This window comes from Rothia sp. HMSC065D02 (genome assembly GCF_001815285.1).
Classification (GTDB): domain Bacteria; phylum Actinomycetota; class Actinomycetes; order Actinomycetales; family Micrococcaceae; genus Rothia; species Rothia dentocariosa.
In genome coordinates this window covers 195,732-214,939 of sequence record NZ_KV820091.1, presented here as the reverse complement: position 1 = coordinate 214,939, position 19,208 = coordinate 195,732, and the positions used below count along the sequence as shown (strand labels likewise).

The following is a 19,208-nucleotide window of genomic DNA, read 5'->3' as shown; positions in this document are numbered from 1 at the left end:
GGCATAGAAAATTAGAATAAACATTCGTTTTTATAGAAGGGGGTATTGTGTATCTTGATCATCTTTCGCTTCTTGATTACCGCACCTACCCCCTTCTCAACCTACCGCTGAGCGCCGGAGTTACCGTTTTTTTAGGGCCTAACGGTGTTGGAAAAACCAATATTATTGAGGCTATCGACTACACCGCGAACCTTTCCTCGCACCGCGTAAGCCATGATGGTCCGCTCGTGCGGGTGGGCGCATCCCGAGCCTATATTCGTGTGCGTACGGTGCGTGGTTCACAACAAACGGTCACCGAATTCGAGATAGCACCCGGGGCGAGCAATCGGGTGCGCATCAATCGAGCCGCTCCCGTGCGCGCCCGCGAGGCTCTAGGGATTACGCGCACCGTGTTGTTCTCCCCCGAAGATTTGCAGCTCGTCAAGGGTGAACCCGCGGGACGACGCCGTTTTATTGATGATTTAGCGGTTTCGCTGCGACCCGTTGTTGCCGGGTACCGTCAGGAATACGAACGCATTTTGCGCCAGCGCAATTCGCTGTTGAAAACATTGCAGCGCCGCGGATCCTTGGCGGCAGACGATGAAAACGCGATGCACACCCTTGATGTGTGGTCGGAACAATTGGCTCAGCTAGGGGCACAGCTCCTCGCAGCACGATTTCGTGTTCTATGGCTTCTGCTTCCCCACCTGAAGCGCGCCTACGCCGGGCTTACCGATGGGTCAAAGAACATCTCATTCACCTACGATTCGACGGTTTTTCCCGAGATCACCGAGCGAGGGCTCGAACATGTTTCACGTATGAGCATCGACGATATTAAAGATGCGATGGCGCAGCGCTTACGCGAGCGTCGTGCCGCCGAACTGGAACGCGGGGTGACTCTGGTGGGACCGCATCGGGACGATATAACGCTGCTTTTGGGCGGGTTAGCTGTTAAACAATTTGCCTCTCACGGGGAAAGCTGGTCGGTTGCGCTTTCTTTACGGTTGGCTTCCTGGTTTGTGCATCGTGCCGACGATGATTCCCCCGGGTCTTCCCCCATTCTTATTCTTGATGATGTTTTTGCCGAACTAGATTCAGAACGACGTCACCGTCTCGGTGCTTTAGTAGCCCAGGCAGAACAGGTTTTGCTCACCAGCGCCGTGCTGAGCGATATTCCCGAGGAACTGGGGACGTACCGCTTAGTGCGGGTGAGTGCCGCTCACGCCGAATATGCGCCCGAAACCACAGACGCACCGCAGACTGAGGATTTGTCCTCATGAGCGAGAAACTCTGGGATGATGGTGAGGAAATAGGCATGCAACCGTCGAATCATGAAGAATCTTCACTTGATCCCGAGCAAGAATACTATCGTGATGAGGTCGATGCCCCCGCCGCCATAGTAGAACGAATGCGCGCCGCCGCAGCAGCCCGCGGCGAGGGGCGACTCAACGCATTCTCTGCAAAGAAGATTCTTCGTGAATTTGGCTCTGCCATGAGCGCCGAACCGGGACAGCGGAAAACTCGCGCCCAGCGGGTCGATATGCGCGTGTTGGGCGGCTATACCGCCTCTGGAGAAGATTCTCGCGATCCGAAGCTGCTTGACGGCGTGATCTCGTACCTGATTCGTTCTCGTGGGTGGAAAGAGCCCGTGGCGGTCTCCAGTGTTATGGCGCGATGGAGTGAACTTGTTGGGCCCGAACTTGCCACGCATGCTAAACCCACGCGCTTTGAGAATGCCGTGGTCGATGTGCAGTGTGATTCGACCGCGTGGGCAACGCAGCTTAGGCTCATGCGTAATCAGATTGTGCAGATGTTCGCGCGTGAACTCGGTGAAGGCGTGGTGACGAACATCCGTATTTACGGGCCGAATAACGGGCGCTGGGCATCGCGCGGTCCTAAACGGGCACCGGGAGGCCGAGGGGTACGAGACACTTACGGATAACCCGCTTATTTGACACTTTTGCGTCATAAGGGCCTAAATCGCCGGAAACGAAGATAACGGTACGGTATATATCCCCCACCGCATACCGGGGTGAATATGCTCAGAAAAGCCTTAGAAGGCTGTATATCCGAAATAAGCCGTTCCACACCCTTCAAAATATGGGCGTAAAGTCGTGAAATTCGGTAGAATAGTAGAGAATATGCCGATACTGCGCTCGTCGGGGTGCAGCGGTGATACATCACCGGGCATGAGATCTACCCCAAGGAGTTACGCACTCGTGACATCTGAACAACCCCATGAATACGGCGCATCTGACATTACCGTTTTGGAGGGTCTGGAAGCGGTTCGTAAACGTCCCGGTATGTATATCGGCTCAACAACCGAACGCGGTCTACACCATCTGGTTTACGAGGTGGTCGATAACTCCGTAGATGAGGCGCTCGCAGGCTACGCAAGCCATATTGAAGTTACAATTCAGGCCGATGGTGGCGTGCGCGTTCAAGATGATGGCCGCGGTATTCCCGTGGATGAGCATCCAACCGAGCATAAATCCACGGTCGAGGTCGTTATGACTGTTCTTCACGCTGGCGGTAAATTCGGCGGCGGCGGATATGCCGTTTCCGGTGGTTTGCACGGCGTGGGTATTTCTGTCGTTAATGCGCTCTCAAAAAAGGTTATAACCGAAGTCCACCGTCAGGGTTATTCCTGGCACATTTCTTTTGCTAACGGTGGTATTCCTGATGGTCCCCTGCGCCGCGGTAAAGCCTCTCAGAAGACCGGTACTATTCAGACGTTCTACCCTGATCCCGAAATTTTTGAGACCGTTGAGTTTGATTTTGAGACTCTGCGTGCCAGGTTCCAACAGATGGCGTTCCTGAACAAGGGACTGACAATTTCTCTCACTGATGAGCGTGACCAATTCGAGGGGGGCGATGAGGTCGCCGAAGAAGAAGATGAGAAAGATAAAGTTCTTCCCCACAACCGTGTAGGCGCAAACTCCGAGGGGTACCGCACGGTCACCTATCGTTACGATAATGGTCTTTTCGACTACGTGCACTTCCTCAACGCGGGTTCAAAAACCGTTATTAACGAAGATATTATCTACTTTGAGGCTGAGGACACCGTGCGTCATATGGCGCTTGAGGTGGCTATGCAGTGGACCGGTTCTTATAAAGAATCGGTGCACTCCTATGCGAATACAATCAACACTCACGAAGGCGGTACTCACGAAGAGGGTTTCCGTGCTGCGCTGACATCTCTGGTGAATCGTTATGCCCGCGAGAATAAACTGCTGCGCGATAAAGACGATAACCTCACCGGTGAAGACGTGCGTGAGGGTCTGACTGCGGTTATTTCGATTAAGATTTCCGAGCCGCAGTTCGAAGGGCAGACGAAGACGAAGCTTGGTAATTCCGAGGCAAAATCCTTTACCCAGCGCGAGATTAACGATCATATGGCCGATTGGTTCGATCGTAACCCCGCTGTCGCCAAGGATGTGGTGCGCCGCGCTATTACGGCGGCACAGGCGCGTATGGCGGCACGTAAAGCGCGTGAAACGACTCGGCGTAAGGGGCTGCTGGAAACCAGCTCAATGCCCGGCAAACTCAAGGACTGTGCCTCAAAGGATCCGTCGATCTCCGAAATTTATCTGGTGGAGGGTGATTCCGCGGGCGGTTCGGCAGTGCAGGGGCGCGATCCAAATAGCCAAGCTATTTTGCCGCTGCGCGGTAAGATCCTCAATGTGGAGCGTGCTCGCCTCGATCGAGCGCTTTCCAATGCTGAGATTCAGGCTATGATTACGGCCTTCGGCACCGGTATCGGCGACGATTTCGACCTGGAGAAGGCTCGCTACCACAAGATCGTTCTTATGGCCGATGCCGATGTGGACGGCCAGCATATCACCACCCTGTTACTGACCCTGCTCTTCCGCTTTATGCGGCCGCTCATCGAAGCCGGATATGTGTATTTGGCACAGCCTCCGCTGTATCGCATCAAGTGGTCAAATGCCCCGCATGATTATGTGTTCTCGGATGCCGAGCGAGATGAGGCTCTGGCGCGCGGTCAGGCAAAGAATCAGCGTCTGCCCAAAGACAACGGCATTCAGCGTTATAAGGGTCTTGGCGAGATGGATTACACCGAGCTGTGGGATACCACGATGGATCCTCAACGCCGTACCCTGCTTCAGGTGAAGATGGAGGATGCGGCTGCTGCCGATCAGATCTTCTCGGTTCTGATGGGTGAGGATGTAGAAGCCCGCCGCGACTTTATTCAGCAGAACGCCAAGGACATTCGATTCCTCGATATCTAAAGGGTTTGGCATATAGCCAATTGGCTATATTTCCCAAACGGAATATAAGCGAGAGAGTCACAGAGGAACGGAACAACTATGAGTGAAGAAAACCAAAGCGAAAACCCAGATATCGAGGTCACCACAAATAGTGGTGAGATTGTGCTTGACGATCCCCACGGTCATATTGAACAGGTAGATCTGCAGACCGAGATGCAGCGTTCCTACTTGGACTATGCAATGGCGGTTATTATCGGTCGCGCCCTGCCCGATGTGCGTGATGGACTCAAGCCTGTGCATCGTCGTGTAATCTACGCGATGTATGACGGCGGGTATCGACCCGATCGTGCCTTCAATAAGTGCGCTCGCGTAGTGGGCGATGTGATGGGTCAATTCCACCCCCACGGCGACAGTGCCATTTACGATACCCTTGTACGCCTGATCCAGAGCTGGATTATGCGCTATCCCCTGGCGCTTGGTCAGGGTAACTTCGGGTCCCCCGGTAATGACGGCGCTGCGGCTCCGCGTTATACCGAGACGAAGATGGCGCCGATCGCCCTGGAAATGGTGCGTGACATCAATGAAGATACCGTCGATTTTCAGCCTAACTATGACGGTAAATCGCTTGAGCCCACGGTACTGCCAGCGCGAATCCCGAACCTTTTGGTGAATGGTTCCTCAGGTATCGCTGTGGGTATGGCAACCAATATTCCTCCGCATAACCTGCGTGAAGTTGCCGCAGGCGTGGAATGGTTCCTCAAGAACCCGAACGCCACGAATGAAGAGCTTCTGAGCGCCCTCATGGAGCGTATTAAGGGACCGGACTTCCCCACCGGCGCCACCATTTTGGGTACCAAGGGTATTGAGGATGCTTACCGCACCGGCCGCGGTTCCATTACGATGCGCGCGGTTGTCAATGTCGAAGAGATCCACGGGCGCACTTGCCTTGTGGTGACCGAGCTGCCGTACCAGGCAAACCCCGATAACTTGGCGATTAAGATTGCCGATCTCATCAAGGAAGGTAAAGTCACCGGAATTTCCGATCTGCGTGATGAAACCTCAGGCCGTACCGGTCAGCGCCTCGTGATCGTACTCAAACGCGATGCCGTGCCCAAGGTTGTACTCAACAACCTGTATAAGCACACCCAGCTGCAGGAGAACTTCTCCGCCAATATGCTGGCGATTGTGGATGGCGTACCGCGTACTCTCTCACTTGATGCCTTTATTCGCCACTGGGTAAACCACCAGATGGACGTGATTGTGCGTCGTACTCGGTACCGTCTGCGTCAGGCTGAGGAAGAAGCACATATTCTGCGCGGTCTGCTCAAGGCTCTGGACGCTCTGGATGAGGTTATTGCACTTATCCGCCGCTCCCCCACAGCCGATGAAGCTCGTTCGGCCTTGATGGACTTCCTGGATATTGATGAAGCGCAGGCTCAGGCAATTCTGAATATGCAGCTTCGTCGTCTGGCGGCTCTGGAACGTCAGAAGATTCAGGATCGCCACGACGAGCTGCAGCGCCTCATTTCGGAATACAACGCGATTATTGCTTCTGAAGACCGCCAGCGCGAGATTATTTCCGAGGAACTGGGCGAGATCGTGAATCGTTACGGTGATGACCGCCGTACCGAGATTCTGCGCGGTTTCAACGGCGATATGTCGATGGAAGACCTTATTCCTGAGGAAGAAGTTGTCGTGACGATTACCCGCGGTGGATACATCAAACGTACCCGCAGCGACCAGTACCGCAGCCAGCATCGCGGTGGTAAGGGTATTCGAGGCGCTCAGCTGCGCGGCGACGATGTTGTGGAGCATTTCTTCGTGACCACCACGCACAGCTGGATTCTGTTCTTCACCAATTTGGGGCGCGTATATCGCACCAAGGGCTATGAACTGCAAGAGGCCGGGCGTGATGCCAAGGGACAACATTTGGCGAACCTCTTGGAATTCCAGCCGGATGAGCATATTGCCCAGGTCATGGACCTGAAGACCTATGAGGATGCCGAGTACCTGGTTCTTGCCACGAAGGGTGGATTGGTCAAGAAATCTCGCCTGAGCGACTACGATACGAACCGTACCGCCGGTCTAATCGCGATTAACCTGCGTGACGATGACGAAGTGGTCTCTGCGTTCCTCGTCTCCCCCGAAGATGATATTCTGCTGATTTCGCGCAATGGTATGTCGTTGCGCTTCCACGCTAACAATGAGTCTCTGCGTCCTATGGGGCGCTCGACTTCGGGCGTGACCGGCATGAAGTTCCGTGACGGTGATGAACTGATCTCGGCACAGGTTGTTATCCCTGAGTCCTTCGTGTTCGTCGTGACCGAGGGCGGATACGCCAAGCGTACTCATGTTGAGGGATATCGCGTTCAGGGTCGTAACGGTTTCGGTATTAAGGTTGCTAAGCTTGTGGAAGGTCGTGGCGCTCTTGTGGGTGGCCTGATCGTATCTGAGAACGATGAGGTGCTCGTTGTGATGCAGAGCGGTAAGGTTGTTCGCACCAATGTGAGCGAAGTTCCTGCCAAGGGACGCGACACTATGGGCGTTATCTTTGCGAAGCCGGGTAAGGGCGATAGCATTATTGGTATTGCTCGTAACCAAGATCGCCAGCTAGATGAACAGAAAGAAGACGACGCTGAGGTGGAAGCCACAGAAGAATCTGTGATAAATTCCGAGGTGGTGGATACGCAAGAAAATACGCCAACCACCGCATCCACCGATGTAGACGGAGGTAACTAATGAGCGCAAACCCACAGGGGTCGGCTCCAGGAAAACAAACGGCACCCGCAGCACAGGGAACCCCTGCGGGCGGCACGAATGCTTCTAACCGGCAAAGCAACGCATCTAAGCCTGGTGGTTCATCACAGCAGCGTTCTGCGAAGCGTCCTGCCAATGGTACACGCCCTAAAAACAAGGGACAACGACGCCAGTCTATCCGCCCGGTTCCACGCTCGCGTATTCGCCGCGCTCGTCTGGTGGTTCAGCGAATTGATACCTGGTCGGTTGCGAAGATGGTCTTCCTGCTCTCTATGGCTCTGGGCATTGTGACCATTGTGGCTTCGGTAATCCTCTGGCTTTTCTTGCAGGCTTCGGGTGCTTTTACCGGCGTGAACCAGATCTTAACCTCCATGGGTACCGGTAACACCAATATTGATATTACCCAGATGGTCAATATCGGTCAGGTGGCTTTGGCAACGACTATTCTGTCGGTCATTAACACCGTTATCTTCACGCTTTTGAGTATGATCGGCGCAATTTTGTATAACTTGGCCGCTAAGCTCGTGGGTGGTATTACGCTGACCCTCAGCGACGAATCATAAGATAGTCCTGAGTATCTAAGACCGCCGTCTTTGTGCGTTATCGACCGGGGTGAGTATCGGAGTGATACTCCCCCGGTTTTCTGGTTTTATGGGGCTTCTGTCTGTGTTGTAATGCACATCTAAGAGATTTGGCAACAGGGTAAAACATCTGTATAGTTATATTTCGTTCTTGCGGAGAATTCCGCCGGAATGGGAGGGCGTATAGCTCAGGCGGTTAGAGCGCTTCGCTGATAACGAAGAGGTCCCAAGTTCAAGTCTTGGTACGCCCACTCTCCATGACGAAAGGTTGCTATGAAAAAGCTCTTTGTTCTTGCGGCTGTCTCGATCGTGGCATTTCTGGGCTTCAAAAAGGTTCAGTCGCAGCAGGTTCGTCAGGCCTGGCAGGAATCTACAGATTCCATTTAGAACTTCATAGCGATTTTCCGCTAATGCGGGGGCGTGGCGCAATTGGTAGCGCATCTGCTTTGCAAGCAGAGGGTTAGGGGTTCGAGTCCCCTCGCCTCCACGTTTCGGTGATTATAGTGAGAGGGAAACGCCTGGTTCCATTCCGAACCCAGTAGCTAAGCCTCTTTGCGCTGATGGTACTGCACTTTGATGGGTGTGGGAGAGTAGGTTGTCGCCGGACTAGTTTTAGAAAAGGACCCCGAGCATAGAACTCGGGGTCCTTTGTTTCATTACCAAAATTCCGCTAAATTCTCTCAAATATGTAGTGTTCCTAGATAGAATTACAAACCTTATAATCGCGTTGCGTCATAAATCCTCGCATCTACATGAACAGTAGATGAACACGTGTTATACATGAGGAGACCTGCTGTTGGGGAGAATCTTAGGAAACGCTATAAACCACAGAAAACCATGGAAAAGACTCGTGATATATGGTGGATTTATTATCCGTATATCCTTTATTTCTCGGGTTTTTAGGCCAAGAGGAGGTATCGTAGTCCACAGGTATTGTGTTGGTTTATGTTGTTTTAAGTGTTATTTCGTTTCGGGGAAGAATACTTTAGATTTTACGCGAGACATTCCATAATCAAAATGTGACTACTGAACTTATCATCCTCGTGATTGTGGTGTTGACGGCACTGGCCTTCGACTTCACAAACGGCTTTCACGATACCGGAAACGCGATGGCGACCTCCATCGCTACCGGTGCGCTTAAGCCTAAGACAGCGGTGGCGTTGTCAGCATCGCTGAACCTAGTGGGTGCCTTTCTATCCGTTGAGGTTGCTAAAACCGTCGGTAAAGGGCTGGTAAACCTTGACAGGATTGATATCAGTACTAACGGTTCCGATCTTATGTTGATCGTCTTTACCGGCCTTGTAGGCGGTATTCTCTGGAATGTGCTGACCTGGCTTTTTGGGCTTCCCTCCAGTTCTTCCCACGCTCTTTTCGGTGGTTTGATCGGTTCCGCGCTCGCCGCTATGGGGCTCAATGGTGTGCAGTGGGAAGGCGTTGTTTCCAAGATCGTAATTCCCGCCGTGATGTCCCCGGTTGTGGCGGCTCTTGTTTCTACGGTGGGTACATGGTTGGTCTATCGCGTCGCCTCGCCGGTATCTGACGATAAGAAGACCAATGGATTCCGTTGGGGTCAGGTGGGTACCGCATCCCTTATGTCCTTGGCGCACGGCACCAACGATGCGCAGAAAACTATGGGCGTGATCTTCCTAGCCCTAGTTGCTTCCGGTACCGTAAAAAACGACGATGCTATTCCGTTCTGGGTCAAAGCATCTTGTGCCATAGCCATTGCCTTGGGTACCTACCTGGGTGGCTGGCGTATTATCCGCACTCTGGGTAAGGGCATTGTGGAAGTTGATACCCCGCAGGGCGTAGCCGCCGACGGAGCATCCGCAGCAATTATTCTGACCTCCTCGCACTTTGGCATGGCACTTTCGACCACCCATGTTGCTACCGGATCAATTCTGGGTACCGGTTTGGGCCGTAAAGGCGCAGAAGTACGCTGGGGTGTTGCCGGGCGTATGGTAATTGCTTGGGTGATTACCCTTCCCGCCGCATCCGCTATCGGTGCTATTACATGGCTGATTGGTACGGGACTAAACAACCTGACGAACACTCATTACGTGGGTGAATTGGTTGTCTTCTTGATCCTGCTGGCCTTTAGTATCTGGATGTGGCGCCATTCCCAGAAGGATGCTGTGGACGCATCGAATGTAACCGCCGATTGGAACGACAGCAAGAATGACAGCAAGGCAGAGGAGACTCAGGACGAAACTCTTGAGAGTCGCCAAAGCGATGATCAAGACATTCCTGAATTATCCTCTCCGGCACGTGAAAAGGCGGGTGCATAATGTCTCTTTTCGAATTGTTTGAAAAGATCGTCCCTGTTGTTCTTGCTGGGCTTTTCTTAGGTGCCGGTTTGCCAGCACTCTACGCCTTTGGAATGCGCTTGCTGGCGGGGGATACCGAGTACACGGCAGACGGTAAACTTATCGAGATTCAGCCTCCTAGTCGCGGTTCAAAGATTGCCGCGAGCGTTGTATTTGCTATCATCATAGGAATTGTGTTTATTGGCATTCTGTGGGTCGCCAAAGATTTCATCTTCCATACTTTTGGGTGGAATATTTTTGGTGTGACCGGTGGAGGTCACTAAATACATGCTTGAAGATAGATATGATGAACGTATAGAGGAGGTATCCGATGCCGGATAAAAACATCATCTCGCGTGTTGTTGACTGGCTCAGTGTCGGTTACCCGAAGGACGTTCCTGTTCAAGACCGTGCAGCGGTTATGGCAATTTTGAAAATGCGTTTGACTGACGAACAGCTTCAAGAAGTTGTGCGTCGTCTTATGCAGTCGCGTGCCGCTCGCGGCGAGGCGTATGTAAGTGACCAACGCATTAACGAATATATTCGTCGTGTGGTAGACCATACACCAACCCCTCAAGATATTGACCGAGTCGCCAAAATTTTAGGTGCACACGGTTTCTTAATATCGGAGACTCACGTAAATGACGGTACTGAGATCGAGGGGCATCCTGAATATGTCACCTATGATGACCCCACTACCGGGGAAATCCGTATTGCCGAACTTGCGGCAGCCGATGTGACACTCCAGAACGAGGCACTTGAACAAAACAACGCCGGGCAGCATGAAGAAGAGACTCAAAAAGCTGAATCTGCCTAGGATAATCCGAAGACAAAGCTGTGGGGCGAGAATTGCAGTAATTCTTGCCCCACAGCTTTAAGTGTTTATGGTGCGCATACTAATCTGCCTGAACGTAATCTCATGTGATGTGAAGCGGATGAGACAGTCCTGATGAGTTCTTCTGCGATGGTATTGGGTATTCTGGGAGTAGAGATAAAAACGTAGAATCTCACTCACCGGTGAAAGGAATATCGTAATGTCGCAGAACGCGGAAAATAACGATGTTGCACACAAAGATGCTCAGTCTAGCGGATGGAAGAAATATGTTCCTCAGCGTGTGAATTCTCTGAGCAGGCGCTCGCTTTTGCTGACGGCGGGATGCATCGTGGCTGCCGACGTTGTTGCGATGATGCCCCAGTTTGCCCGTGCTGGAATATTAGGCGATGAGGCGGCGGCGACTGTTTCGCGGAGGAAACAGATTGAAAAATGGGAGCGCGATATTCGAGAGAATATTGACGGAACCTATCTCAAGGTCGAAGAATTTACGATTCAGGGTCGGAACAAGGACGATAACTCCGAGGATGATCTTGAACTTATTGGGCGTATCTCGATAACGAGTCGTGGGCGACAAGATTCTGCCGGTACCGCACGTGCTCTTTCGGCCTTGTGGGAATATGGACACCCCGAGTCCATTACTCTTGAACCCTCGGATAATGAAGCAGCTATGACCATTCCTGCCCCACAGGGAATATCCGAAGCTGAGTGGGGAACAATTCTTGGGGTTTCGGTACCTCGCTATGCTGTTGATACGTTGAGCATTCAAAAAGATAACGATTCGAATACCCTTGACGTCGATGCAAGCCTCACGAAGGGCGCATGGAACAAGATCAAGGAAAATCTGCGAACCCTGCAAAACGCGCAGTTCTCGCAGGGAATGCGAGTGCAATATACCGTGCAGCGCAATAAACTTCAGGTTCCTTCGGGTGCTACTGCGGATATTTCAATTCAGGTTTTGGGTGCCGAGCGTTTGAATCTGATAACTATGGCGCTTCAGGATGCTATGGAGACCCAGGAATTCAATAACTTGAAGAGCTTCACGGCACGCTGGATGGACGATACCTCAGGAAAAAGCAGCAGCCGTAAGTCGGGTGAGAAGGACAGTCTGATTATTGTTATTGATGGAAATCCCGAAGATCTCGTCGATGTGGCTCAAACGTATATGCGTGAACAGAGGGTTACGCTGGAGGGGCTCAAAGAAATGCACATACGTGTGAAGGAAACAATTTTTAGGGGTCTGTAAATCTTGTGATGTACTTCTCATAAGAAACGCTCTGCTGGATTTGCTTACGTTATAAAAAGTAGTTTATAGTAGTAGAGCACCGCGGGGGCGTGGCGCAATTGGTAGCGCATCTGCTTTGCAAGCAGAGGGTTAGGGGTTCGAGTCCCCTCGCCTCCACGTTTCGGTGATTATAGTGAGAGGGAAACGCCTGGTTCCATTCCGAACCCAGTAGCTAAGCCTCTTTGCGCTGATGGTACTGCACTTTGATGGGTGTGGGAGAGTAGGTTGTCGCCGGACTAGTTTTCCGAAGAGGCCTCAGACGTTATGTCTGAGGCCTCTTTGCTATATCTGCCTGCTTGCTCATATATAAAACGGGCTAATGGTCAAAATGTGTATCTGCACGATACCGAACCTACTAGCCCTCTGCTGTGTATATGACTTATCCTTGTCGAAATAGTCTTCTTCACCAGATAATTCAGCAGGCTCTATCTGTTGCGGCGCTGAATATTCAGCCAATATCCGTCAGTGCTACGTTCAGTTGCCACCCTATGGACTCTAGCCATGACAGGTGTAAACAGTAGGATAAAATCCCTGCCCGGGCGATGGGAGCACCTTGATGACCGATATGATGAAAAAGGATAACGACATTTCCCGCGTGGCTTCAGGTCTTATGGCAGTAGCCGTTGTGGCACTGGTTATCATCGGCTGGATAGCCGCAGTTGTCACCTCGGGCGAAGCTGGGATCAGCAAGCTGGAACCGTGGTGGCGAGGACTATCCGCCATTTTCTTCCTGATGGCTTTACTGTGGACTGCCCACTTCTTTCTGCCACGCCGTATTCCATTAACCGCCTCGGTAATCTTGGCAGCTGCATCCGCGATGATCACGGGTTTTGGCGTCGCATTCTTTCGGTCTTTCGGCTGGGGAGATCTCCTCTGGCCGGTATCGGCTCTCTTTGCCTCGATTGCCATCTTGAAGCTTCTAGAACCCAGTGGGCGTACACAGTGAACTACGTGTTTGCACGTTGGTCTGGTATCAGACTTATATGACCTCAGTAGAGGAACCCTAAAACAGAAAAGCCATCTTCTGCGATCCGCCGTGAGAACAAGGGAATCAAGAAAATGGCTTTTCGGATATGGGGGAGAGGGTAACTAGGCGCTCTTCCAGGGGTCTTCAACCGGACGGGCCGCGTTGTAGGCGGCAATGCCTCCAATGCCCAGCGCAAGAACCAGACCCACCAGGGCTAGACCCTTACGGGGGCGCTTACCGCCGTTGCGCTCGATGCGTGCCAGCTCTTTATGAGCCTTGCGTGCGGTTTTCGAGGCGGTCTTGCGAGCCTTCTTCATGGCTTTTTTCTTGCCGGTGAGCTTCTCAGCAAACATATCTGCGTGCCCGGGGATATTCAGGTCATCGGCCTTCTCTGCCATGGCCATAGCGGCGACGACAGCCGAATTCTTCGCGGCTTTACGAGCCTTGCGCTTCTTGCAGAACATTGTGAACCTCCATCAGTCATACCGCAATACCTCACGTACGCGGGTAAATGTTCACCTCTCAGCATAAGGAATTACCCTGAAAAATGCTTGTTGAAACCCTCACCTCAGCTAAAAATACTGATAAACCGCCCGTGTTTTCTCAGCAGGCTAAATTTAACGTGACGCCGTGATAGCGCGGCTTCTAGCGCATCATAGAGACAACATGACAAAATAGACCTATGACTAATGCAACAGCTCAAGCAACTATTCACACCAACTACGGTGATATTGTCGTTGATCTCTTTGGCAACCATGCACCGCTGACCGTTGAGAACTTTATCGGTCTGGCAGACGGTTCTAAAGAGTGGAAGCACCCCCGCAGCGGCGAGGTCATGAACACTCCGCTCTACAAAGATGTGGTGTTCCACCGTATTATCAAGGACTTCATGATTCAAGGCGGTGACCCTCTCGGCATGGGTATTGGCGGCCCCGGCTACCAGTTCAAGGACGAGATTCACCCCGAGCTTTCTTTCTCTAAGCCCTACCTGCTCGCAATGGCAAACGCAGGCCCCGGCACCAACGGCTCGCAGTTCTTTATTACCACGGCAGAGACTCCTTGGCTGAACGGTCGCCACACCATCTTCGGTGAGGTCGCTGATGAAGCCTCAAAGAAGGTTGTAGACGCTATTGAAAGCGTTGAAACCGGTGCACAGGATCGCCCGGTGAAGGATGTCGTTATCTCTTCAATCGACATCAAGAAACTCTAATTTAGTGCTGGGAAAGGACCCGCCTGGGCAACCGGGACGGGTCCTTCACCGTATCTGCTTTCTTCTCGTAATCCATGAGCCGAACCACGGGAACCGAGGGACTGAGTAAGAGCGTATGAAAGGAAAAACGTGGACTACCCATCTAATCCACAGCAAAATAGCTCTCAGACGGAGCCCACCTGCCCGCGGCATTCCGACCGTGTGAGCTATGCACGGTGTAAACGGTGCATGCGTCCCGCCTGCGGGGAATGTCAAATTAATCTGGACGTCGGGATGATCTGTCCTGACTGCTACCGAGAGCTATATGGACGCCAATATCAGGCGCGCGCACCGCGCAGGTTCGTTCCCTACGTAACGTACACCCTGATCGGGATTAACCTGGTGGTATATCTGCTTCAGCTCATCATCCCGCAGTACTGGGTGTATTCCATGTTTGCCCTGAAATGGGACTACACCGAATTCACAGGGGAGTACTATCGCGTGCTAACCAGTGGTTTCTTGCACTCACAGAACGATTACTCGCATATTGTGATGAATATGCTCTCCCTCTACATCTTTGGTATTGCCCTAGAACAGATGATGGGATGGTGGCGGTATTTGCTCGTATACCTGTTCTCCATCGTAGGCGGTTCTTTTGGCGTGCTTCTTCTGGACGATCCAACTGCGGAGGTTGTGGGCGCATCCGGGGGCATTTTCGGGCTGATCGGTGCCTACCTGGTGATTATGGTGGTTCTGCGCGAACGGGATAATATACGGGCCCTCATGATTATGATCGCCGTGAACGTCGCCTTTGGATTCCTCGTTCCCGGGATTTCCTGGCAGGCTCATGCGGGCGGTTTTGCGGTCGGTGCTCTTGCCACAGCGGCGCTTTTAGCGCCTCAGATTATTCAGCGCACACGAAGTATCCAAAGGTAATACTCAAAAAACCTGTGGATAACTAATTTTTGGTGGGCCGCAGCATCCCAAGTTTCCCTGTGGGAACAAGGCGGGATACTGCGGCTCACCGGTTGCTTTAAAACACAGAAAAACACCTGTATTTTTGATTATCCACATGAGTTTTCCACACTGTGAATAACTACAGTGATGTAATTTCACATTTGTTAGTACTCCGTTTTTACCTGTGGATAGAAGGCTTTATCATCTCGAAATTACAGGTATGTAAGGTTTTCCCCATGTTTATCCCCACCTGTGGAAAACTTAAAACCCAGGATGTGTAATTACAAAAAATGGGCGCAGCTCGATCAACGAACTGCACCCAGAGGAACGCTTGTACAGACTAGTTCGCCTGCGCCTCAGCCTGAGCAATGTCATCGGGGCTAAGCGTAACACCCGTATACAGCCGGAACTGTTCAGCCGCCTGCAAAGCAATCACCTCGCCGCCCGTGATAACCTCACGACCGGCAGCGCGAGCGGCACGAATCAGCGGGGTTTCCACAGGCATCGCCACAACATCGAATACCACCGACGCCGCCTCAATCGTGGGCTGCGGGTACGCCAGCTGCTCGCTCTCGGCACCGCCAGCCATACCGATCGGGGTAACATTCACAATCACTGGGGCGGTAAGATCGCCGGGTTCAGGCGCCCACGCATACCCGTACCGGTGCGCGAGCGCCGTGCCTGCATCCTCATTGCGAGCGATAATAGTGCCCGCCCGGAACCCAGCATCGTAGAAGGCACCCGCAACGGCCGCCGCCATGCCGCCCGAACCGCGCAGAAGAAACGGCAGCTTAGGATCAACAGCATGCGATTTCAGTAAGGAAGCTACTGCAATCACGTCGGTATTGTAGGCGTGCAGGTGCCCGTCCGTATTGACGATAGTATTGACCGCCCCAATGACCTGCGCCGAATGATCGACCTCGTCCATGAGCGGAATAACCGCCTGTTTGAAGGGCATAGAAACGGAACATCCGCGAATACCCAGGGCGCGCACACCCGCGATAGCACCCTCAATGTCCGTGGTTGTCATCGCCTTATACAGGTAATCAAGGCCGTGTTTCTCATACAGATAATTGTGGAACTTGATGCCGTGGTTTGACGGTCGTCCAGACAGGGAAATGCAAAGGGTCGTATCGCGGTTCAGTGGTGGACGCGGCATAGGGGAGTCCTTCGGTGGTTTAGGAAAGAGTGTTGCGAATGAGAGTTGCGGCTTTCTCGCGAGTTTGGCGGTCAGCTACCACGAAATGCATATCGCCGGTATCGAGCGTGGGAACAACCGCGTTGCCGTCGTTGAGGCTCTTCACATGAGCCTCCGCCTGAGGATCCTCCCAAATATTGACCCAGGTTGCATGATTGCCCAGGTCGCCTAACGACGAATCGAGGCGCTCGCAGAAGGGGCATCCAGGGCGCCAATAGATGACGACTCCGCCGTCTTCCTGAACTTTGCGTGCGTCTTCTTGGGTTGCTTGTTGACGTTCGAGCATTTTGATCTCCAAAGGTATAACACAATAGGGAGCCCGCCGCGGTTACTGTGACCCATCGGGGTAAAGCAACAGGCTGCATGCGGGCTGTCTAACACTACAAAAACAGAGCGTTTGAGACAATAATTCCAGCATAGGCGAAAGAATCACGAATCTGCTGGTAAAGGCCTTCGAATACAGAAAAATTCCCCGCATCATGAAAATGAATGCGGGGAATTCTTGAAGACTAGAATCTTACTTACCGAACTTATCGGTAATCTTCTGGACGTTCTCATTGACGACCTCTTCAGCCTTCGAGGTGTGCTCGTCGTTGACGACGTCCTTACCTGCCTTGTCGTTAACGAAGTTCTTTGCCTTGTCGATGCCCTGCTCGACGATGTTCTTCGGATCGAAACCCATAAGACTCTCCTTTATTTTGGGTGACTGGATGAAACACAGTGTAGAGGTTGTACAGAGTATAAACAACCCTCGAAATATCATGACATGAGTTAGGGTGAAATTTATCTAAAGTTCTCCGAGAGCCAATCACAATCCGCAGGAAAACCGGCAACCATCGGCAGAAAACGAGGCTCGGCGTACCCGTGTTCGGCGTATGCTTGGGCGATCGCCTGAGCTGTTTCCTCAAGTCGGGATGTTTTAACAAGAGCCATCACAGCACCGCCGAAACCGCCTCCAACGATGCGCGCCCCTAAGGCTCCGTGTGCCAGGCAGGCTTCAACCGCAACGTCGATCTCCGGGCGGGAGACGCGAAGCTCGTCGCGCATCGAAATAAAGGACTCGGTAAAGATGCGCCCAGCCTCTTCAAAAGCCCGATACCCCAGTTCATCCGCATGTTTGAGCAGGTAGCTGGCGCGCCCCACCAGTGTCATATCGTGAAACGCATGGCGAACCCAGCCGCGCGGGAAAGTTGCCGGACCCTCACGTTCCTCTAATGCTGTCAGAGAACGATTAACCGAAGAATCTACTAGTTCCAAACGCCACTCTTTAGCCTCACGTTCGTCGTGGTGTGCACATGAAAGATCTTCGGGAAGAGCATCACGCAGAAAGGTGAGACCAAGCGCTTTCGCACACGATTCAGAGGCGGCACGCCGGTCGGCAAAACCATTATGTGCAAGCGCGTGCGGGGTATTCGTATCAACAACAAGAAAACTTAGCCCGTGCTTCTGCAGGTTCAGATGAATAGGGTCTATCGAAAAGTCACGGAAATCGACGACCAAAGCCTGACCTAGCTTTGACCGCAGCGACGCCGTCTGATCGAGTCCGCCGGTATGGGCGCCCGCAACCTTGTTCTCTGCGGTGATGCATACCTGCGCCAGGCGAGCCCGGAGTGCATCGTTATCGGGGGAGCGGTCGGAAGGAACCGCATCAGTATCCGGGCAACCGGGGCGCAGCGGACAGGAAAGGTCAAGAAGCGCCAGTGCTGTGGAGCATTCTAAAGCGGCGGACGAAGAAAGCCCCCCTCCCACGGGAACCCGCGAGTTAATGAGCAAATCAGCCCCGAACTGACCGGGAAGCATAATATCGCGACCACCTTCATGATTCATCGCCCACGCAACACCGGCAACATAGGTGAACCAGCCCTTAATATGCCCGGGTTGAATATCCCGAATCACGATTGTGCGTTCGTCTCCGGGCATCTGCAGAGAGGATGCGCGCAGCACCCCGTCTCGGCGCAGCGACCCCGCAATGTAGGTACGGTAGGGTAGCGGCATGGGCATGCACGAACCACCCAGAAAGTCGATGTATTCACCCAAGAGATTCAAACGACCGGGGGCGGACCACACCCCATCAGGCTCTTTACCATAGGTCTGTCGAAACGCTTGGCGTACCCGCTGAATTTCATCCTGATGTTCGGGCAGAGAAGCCCACTGCGGGATTGCGGTGGTCGTCATAGAACTCCATTCAGGCAATGCGATAAAACGGTACTCTTCAACATACCATCTGCACGCCTGCGCACCGGGGCACGACTGCACAACGGCAGCAGCCCCGGCTGATGCATATGCATCTGTATGCGGGAATTATTTGGAGAGCATGAGCCCATCGATCGCGGTGGAAATATCAGCCGTATATGCTTCACACACCGGCTTAGGAATTTCCTGCAGGGGATTCTCTTCGGCTTCCGCAGTCAGCGAAGTCAATACAGGAATAGCCTGTGCCTCTTCCACCAGGCTCAAGGCAAGGTGAATGAGCATGCGGGCGCGGCGCAGCGCCTCCCCAGGCTCAAACCCCATATTTTGAGCGTCATAGGCAATGGCCGCCACGGGCTTGAGCCGCTCAGGATTAGTTGCCAATGCCAGGCGAATAACTTCAGGAAATTCTGGAATAGAATAAATAGTCTCGAAAAGAACCTGTCCGCGCACGATCAAGGACTCTTTCACTGCCTCTGGATCCTTAGAATCCGCGGGCATAAGAAGCTCCTTTGGAGCTTTCTTATCCAAGATATAGTTCGCAAGAAGCACCAAAAGGTGCTGTTTATTCTTGACATGGTAATAGAGGGCGCCGGGAGCAACTTGAAGTTCAGCTGCCAAACGGCGCATCGACAAATCCGCTAAACCATTGGTTACCAGAAGATCAAATGCTGTGTCTAAAATTTTTGCTTGAGAAAGTACCACACGTCTATTTTACGGGTGAAATCTCTCTGCTGT

General features: G+C 52.6%; 19 protein-coding genes, 3 tRNA genes and 2 rRNA genes. 18 read left to right on the top strand and 6 right to left on the bottom strand.

Annotated features, from left to right (window positions below):
* Positions 1 to 47 precede the first annotated feature (47 nt).
* The 16 genes from recF (at position 48) to HMPREF3016_RS07395 (ending at position 12,915) form a co-directional block, all read left to right on the top strand.
* Positions 48 to 1,259, top strand: a complete 1,212-nt coding sequence (recF, locus tag HMPREF3016_RS07465) for a DNA replication/repair protein RecF (RefSeq protein WP_070741405.1) — start codon at positions 48 to 50, stop codon at positions 1,257 to 1,259.
* Complete coding sequence (locus HMPREF3016_RS07460) at positions 1,256 to 1,921, top strand: DciA family protein (protein ID WP_083315903.1); 666 nt, start codon at positions 1,256 to 1,258, stop codon at positions 1,919 to 1,921. The genes recF and HMPREF3016_RS07460 overlap by 4 nt, the downstream gene beginning before the upstream one ends.
* 277 nt (positions 1,922 to 2,198) lie before the next feature.
* Positions 2,199 to 4,229, top strand: coding sequence for a DNA topoisomerase (ATP-hydrolyzing) subunit B (gene gyrB, locus HMPREF3016_RS07455; RefSeq protein WP_083315902.1), 2,031 nt, complete (start codon positions 2,199 to 2,201; stop codon positions 4,227 to 4,229).
* A 78-nt stretch (positions 4,230 to 4,307) separates the two neighbouring features.
* Entirely contained in the window at positions 4,308 to 6,947 is a 2,640-nt protein-coding gene (gene gyrA / locus HMPREF3016_RS07450; RefSeq protein ID WP_013398147.1) for a DNA gyrase subunit A, read from the top strand.
* Complete coding sequence (locus HMPREF3016_RS07445) at positions 6,947 to 7,528, top strand: DUF3566 domain-containing protein (protein ID WP_070449406.1); 582 nt, start codon at positions 6,947 to 6,949, stop codon at positions 7,526 to 7,528. The genes gyrA and HMPREF3016_RS07445 overlap by 1 nt, the downstream gene beginning before the upstream one ends.
* A gap of 195 nt (positions 7,529 to 7,723) precedes the next feature.
* Positions 7,724 to 7,797: transfer RNA gene (locus HMPREF3016_RS07440), tRNA-Ile, on the top strand.
* Positions 7,798 to 7,819: 22 nt separating this feature from the next.
* Positions 7,820 to 7,933: a DUF2648 domain-containing protein gene (locus HMPREF3016_RS11005; RefSeq protein ID WP_115333524.1), complete on the top strand. Its 114-nt coding sequence runs from the start codon at positions 7,820 to 7,822 to the stop codon at positions 7,931 to 7,933.
* A gap of 27 nt (positions 7,934 to 7,960) precedes the next feature.
* Positions 7,961 to 8,033: transfer RNA gene (locus tag HMPREF3016_RS07435), tRNA-Ala, on the top strand.
* 3 nt (positions 8,034 to 8,036) lie between these two features.
* A 5S ribosomal RNA gene (rrf, locus tag HMPREF3016_RS07430) occupies positions 8,037 to 8,153 on the top strand.
* A 412-nt stretch (positions 8,154 to 8,565) separates the two neighbouring features.
* On the top strand, positions 8,566 to 9,834 hold the full coding sequence (locus tag HMPREF3016_RS07425; protein ID WP_070741402.1) for an inorganic phosphate transporter: 1,269 nt from the start codon (positions 8,566 to 8,568) through the stop codon (positions 9,832 to 9,834).
* Positions 9,834 to 10,136: a hypothetical protein gene (locus tag HMPREF3016_RS07420; RefSeq protein WP_004005921.1), complete on the top strand. Its 303-nt coding sequence runs from the start codon at positions 9,834 to 9,836 to the stop codon at positions 10,134 to 10,136. Before HMPREF3016_RS07425 ends, HMPREF3016_RS07420 begins: the two co-directional genes overlap by 1 nt.
* A 47-nt stretch (positions 10,137 to 10,183) precedes the next feature.
* The gene (locus HMPREF3016_RS07415; RefSeq protein WP_004005920.1) at positions 10,184 to 10,669 is read left to right on the top strand and encodes a DUF3349 domain-containing protein; all 486 of its coding nucleotides are present in this window, start codon (positions 10,184 to 10,186) and stop codon (positions 10,667 to 10,669) included.
* 217 nt (positions 10,670 to 10,886) lie between these two features.
* Positions 10,887 to 11,930, top strand: coding sequence for a Tat (twin-arginine translocation) pathway signal sequence (locus HMPREF3016_RS07410; protein WP_070741399.1), 1,044 nt, complete (start codon positions 10,887 to 10,889; stop codon positions 11,928 to 11,930).
* Positions 11,931 to 12,013: 83 nt separating this feature from the next.
* A tRNA-Ala gene (locus HMPREF3016_RS07405) sits at positions 12,014 to 12,086 on the top strand.
* Positions 12,087 to 12,089: 3 nt separating this feature from the next.
* A 5S ribosomal RNA gene (rrf, locus tag HMPREF3016_RS07400) occupies positions 12,090 to 12,206 on the top strand.
* Positions 12,207 to 12,525: 319 nt separating this feature from the next.
* The gene (locus HMPREF3016_RS07395; RefSeq protein WP_070449400.1) at positions 12,526 to 12,915 is read left to right on the top strand and encodes a hypothetical protein; all 390 of its coding nucleotides are present in this window, start codon (positions 12,526 to 12,528) and stop codon (positions 12,913 to 12,915) included.
* Between the two features lie 143 nt (positions 12,916 to 13,058).
* Here HMPREF3016_RS07395 and HMPREF3016_RS07390 read toward each other — a convergent pair whose 3' ends face one another.
* Entirely contained in the window at positions 13,059 to 13,400 is a 342-nt protein-coding gene (locus HMPREF3016_RS07390) for a hypothetical protein (protein WP_070449398.1), read from the bottom strand.
* A gap of 218 nt (positions 13,401 to 13,618) precedes the next feature.
* On the opposite strand from HMPREF3016_RS07390, the gene HMPREF3016_RS07385 reads away from it, so the two are divergent.
* Positions 13,619 to 14,146, top strand: a complete 528-nt coding sequence (locus HMPREF3016_RS07385; RefSeq protein WP_004005916.1) for a peptidylprolyl isomerase — start codon at positions 13,619 to 13,621, stop codon at positions 14,144 to 14,146.
* A gap of 273 nt (positions 14,147 to 14,419) precedes the next feature.
* Complete coding sequence (locus tag HMPREF3016_RS07380) at positions 14,420 to 15,061, top strand: rhomboid family intramembrane serine protease (RefSeq protein ID WP_246828513.1); 642 nt, start codon at positions 14,420 to 14,422, stop codon at positions 15,059 to 15,061.
* A gap of 361 nt (positions 15,062 to 15,422) precedes the next feature.
* Here the strand turns inward: HMPREF3016_RS07380 and HMPREF3016_RS07375 are convergent, their stop codons facing one another.
* The 5 genes from HMPREF3016_RS07375 to HMPREF3016_RS11445 all read right to left on the bottom strand — a co-directional run bounded on the left by HMPREF3016_RS07375 (position 15,423) and on the right by HMPREF3016_RS11445 (position 19,175).
* Complete coding sequence (locus HMPREF3016_RS07375) at positions 15,423 to 16,241, bottom strand: shikimate 5-dehydrogenase (protein WP_070741393.1); 819 nt, start codon at positions 16,239 to 16,241, stop codon at positions 15,423 to 15,425.
* A 19-nt stretch (positions 16,242 to 16,260) separates the two neighbouring features.
* A complete protein-coding gene (locus tag HMPREF3016_RS07370; RefSeq protein WP_013398139.1) occupies positions 16,261 to 16,566 on the bottom strand; it encodes a glutaredoxin domain-containing protein in 306 nt (101 codons plus the stop codon).
* 231 nt (positions 16,567 to 16,797) lie between these two features.
* Complete coding sequence (locus HMPREF3016_RS07365; protein ID WP_048755416.1) at positions 16,798 to 16,962, bottom strand: hypothetical protein; 165 nt, start codon at positions 16,960 to 16,962, stop codon at positions 16,798 to 16,800.
* A 101-nt stretch (positions 16,963 to 17,063) separates the two neighbouring features.
* The gene (locus HMPREF3016_RS07360) at positions 17,064 to 18,455 is read right to left on the bottom strand and encodes a galactokinase (RefSeq protein ID WP_070741390.1); all 1,392 of its coding nucleotides are present in this window, start codon (positions 18,453 to 18,455) and stop codon (positions 17,064 to 17,066) included.
* 126 nt (positions 18,456 to 18,581) lie between these two features.
* On the bottom strand, positions 18,582 to 19,175 hold the full coding sequence (locus tag HMPREF3016_RS11445; protein WP_037231446.1) for a TetR/AcrR family transcriptional regulator: 594 nt from the start codon (positions 19,173 to 19,175) through the stop codon (positions 18,582 to 18,584).
* Between the last annotated feature and the right edge of the window lie 33 nt (positions 19,176 to 19,208).